Origin of the sequence: Motilibacter deserti, assembly GCF_011250635.1 — a bacterium.
Taxonomy (GTDB): Bacteria; Actinomycetota; Actinomycetes; order Motilibacterales; family Motilibacteraceae; genus Motilibacter_A; species Motilibacter_A deserti.
The window spans coordinates 1-3,374 of the sequence record NZ_JAANNP010000048.1 but is presented as its reverse complement, the minus strand read 5'-3'; the positions used below and the strand labels follow the sequence as shown (position 1 = coordinate 3,374).

Below are 3,374 nucleotides of genomic sequence, written 5' to 3'. Positions count from 1 at the left end.
ATGCACACGGTGCCGTGGTACGGCCAGCTCACCGGCGGCGGCGCCCGCTTCGTCAGCCACCCGCCGGGCACGACGCCGGTGCAGGTGCGCACGGAAGACCTGACGCACCCGTCGACGCAGCACCTGCCGGCGGTCTGGGCCCGCACGGACGAGCTCTACAACTTCAACGTCAACCCCCGGCCCAGCGTGCACGTGCTGCAGACGCTGACCGAGGCGACGTACGTCAACAACAACCAGCGGATGGGCAACGACCACCCCATCTCGTGGTGTCAGAACTTCGAGGGCGGCCGGTCCTTCTACCAGGGCATGGGCCACACCGAGGCCTCCTACGAGGACCCGCGCTTCCTCAAGAACATCCTCGGTGGCATCGAGTGGACCGCGGGCGTCGCGGAGGGCAGCTGCACGTCCTTCCGCGAGCTCACGGACCGCGTCAACGCGGCGACGACCTCCGGTGACCTCGGCAGCGCTGCCTCGGCCAGCATCTCCGACCGGCTGAGCCGGGCGCGCACCGCCTACACCGAGGGCTCCGAGGCCCGCGCGATCGCCTTCCTCGAGCAGTTCATCGCTCGTGCGGAGAACCAGATCAAGGGCGACGCGGACGACATCGCGCTGCGCAACGAGCTGATCGACATGGCGCGCGACCTGATCGGGACGCTGCAGTCGCGCGACGCCACGGAGTTCAAGGTCCTCGCGTTCACGAAGCAGGCGGGCGCCAAGTACCCCGGCACCTCGTCGGCCGGCCAGGAGGCGCTGACCACGCTCGGCACCCAGCTCGGGTTCGAGGTCGACGTCACGCAGGACGCGCGGCGCTTCACCGGCGAGGGCCTCGAGCCGTACGACGCGGTGGTCTTCCTCAACACCTCCGGTGACGTGCTCGACGACGCCCAGCAGGCAGCGTTCGAGGCGTTCATCCGCGCCGGAGGCGGCTTCGTCGGCGTCGGCTCGGCCATCGAGACGGAGACCGACTGGCAGTTCTTCACGAACCTGCTCGGCACCCGCGCCACGGGCACCACGCCGGCCGGCCCGGGCGTCGTCAAGGCCGTGGACCGCGTCCACCCGGCGTCGGCCGGCCTGCCGGAGCGCTGGAACCACTCCGCGGGCAATGCCGGCCAGAGCGGCACCCAGTGGTCCGAGGCCTGGTACAACTTCGCGGCCAACGTCCGGGGCAAGCAGCACGTCCTGGCGACGCTCGACGAGTCCACCCTGACCGCCGGCGGCGGCACGATGGGGATCGACCACCCGATCATGTGGTGCCAGGACTTCCAGGGCGGCCGCTCGCTCTACACCGGCCTCGGCCTCTCCTCCGGCGCCTACGCGAACCAGTTCTTCGTCAGCTCGCTCGGCGGTGCGCTCTCCTGGGCGACCGGCGGGCTCGGTGACTGCGGCGCCACGGTCGTGTCCAACTACACCCAGACCGTGCTCGCCAGCAACCAGAACGACACCACCCAGCTCGGCGAGCCGATCGGCTTCGACGTGCTGCCCGACGGCCGGGTCATCGAGACCTCCCGCGAGGGCCGGGTCCGCCTGATCGACCCCAAGGCCGGCACCAACACCGTCATCGCGAACATCCCGCAGTACACCGTCAACGAGGACGGCATGTACGGCCCCGAGGTGGACAACAACTTCGCCCAGAACAAGTGGGTCTACCTCTACTACGCGCCCGTCCAGATGGAGGGCGTCTCCGAGATCACCGGCAAGCCCTTCGGTGACCCGGCCACCGGCCGCACCCCGGCTGGCGCTGCGCCCAACACAGCCGCCTCCCGCGACGCGTGGGACGTGTGGCAGGGCTACTTCCAGCTCAGCCGCTTCAAGCTCGTCGAGGCGAGCGGGAGCACCCCGGCCAGCCTGGACCTGGCGAGCGAGCAGAAGATCATGAAGGTCGAGGTCAACCGCGGGGCGTGCTGCCACGTCGCCGGCGACATCGACTTCGACTCCCAGAACAACCTCTGGCTCGTGACCGGTGACGACACCCCCGCGGGTGGCGGCAACTCCGGCGGCTTCGGCCCGTTCAACGACATGAAGACGAACGAGACGCAGACGGTCCGCTCGCTGAACGCGACCGGTGGCACGTTCACCATCACGTTCAACGGCCAGACCACCGCTCCGATCGCCTACAACGCCAACGCTGCGGCCGTCACGACCGCGCTCGAGGCGCTGAGCAACGTCGAGCCGGGCGACGTCGTCGTCACGGGCGGCAACGCCAGCACGGGCAACATCACGATCAACTTCCGTGGCCAGTACACGATGACGGACGTCCCGCAGATCACGGCGGACGCCACCGCGCTGACGACGACCGGCACCACCGCTCCGACGGCTCCGGTCGCCACCTCGCAGCAGGGCAACTGGTTCCAGGCGCCGTTCGTCGACGCCCGTCGCTCCTCGCTCAACACCAACGACCTGCGCGGCAAGGCGCTTCGCATCAAGGTCAACGAGGACGGCAGCTACACCAGCCCCGCCGGGAACCTCTTCCCCGAGGCCGCGGACACGACGAACCAGACCCGTCCCGAGATCTACGCGATGGGCTTCCGCAACCCGTTCCGCATCACGCTGGACAAGTTCGACGTCGCCTACATCACCGACTACTCGCCTGACTCCCAGGTCCCGGAGAACTTCCGTGGCCCGGCGGGCACGGGTCGTGTCGAGGTCGTGCGTGCGCCGGCGAACTACGGCTGGCCGGTCTGCTACCGGACCGACCTGCCCTACTACCGCTGGAACTTCAACACGTCCACGCCGCTGGACAACCCGCCGCAGCCGTTCGCGTGTGGTGGCACCAACCCGGCCGCCACGGCCGGCCCGCCGAACGAGTCCATCTGGAACACCGGCCGCACCCAGACGCCGCGCATCACGAACCCGACGATCTGGTACTCGTACCAGGACAACAACGCGGCCAACCCGCTGGGCACGCCCTGCCTCGCGTACTACAACGGCTCGGGTACGACCCGCTGCCCGCAGCTCTTCCCCGAGCTGGGCACGGGTGGCGTCGGCCCGCAGGGCGCGGCTCCGTACAACTACGACCCCGACCTCGCCAGCCCGACGAAGTTCCCGGAGTACTTCGACCGGAAGTTCTTCTTCGGCGAGTTCACCCGTGACTGGATGCGCGAGGTGTCGCTCGACTCCGCGGGCAACGTGTTGAAGATCAACAACACGATCCCGTGCGGTGAGACCCCCAACCCGAACCAGCCGTTCTTCTGCGACAGCGTCATGGACATGGAGTTCGGTCCCGACGGCGCGCTGTACGTCCTGACCTACGGCGACGGGTTCTTCCGGGCCAACCCGGACGCGAAGCTCGTGCGGTTCGAGTACAAGGGCGCGCAGGCCCCAACGGCTGTTGCTTCGGCCACGCCGTCCTCCGGCGTCGCCCCGCTCACGGTCCA

General features: G+C 69.1%; 1 protein-coding gene. It reads left to right on the top strand.

Annotation, left to right across the window (positions count from 1 at the left end):
• The coding region (locus G9H71_RS18095; protein WP_196792239.1) for a ThuA domain-containing protein at positions 1-3,374 on the top strand (3,374 nt) is incomplete at both ends.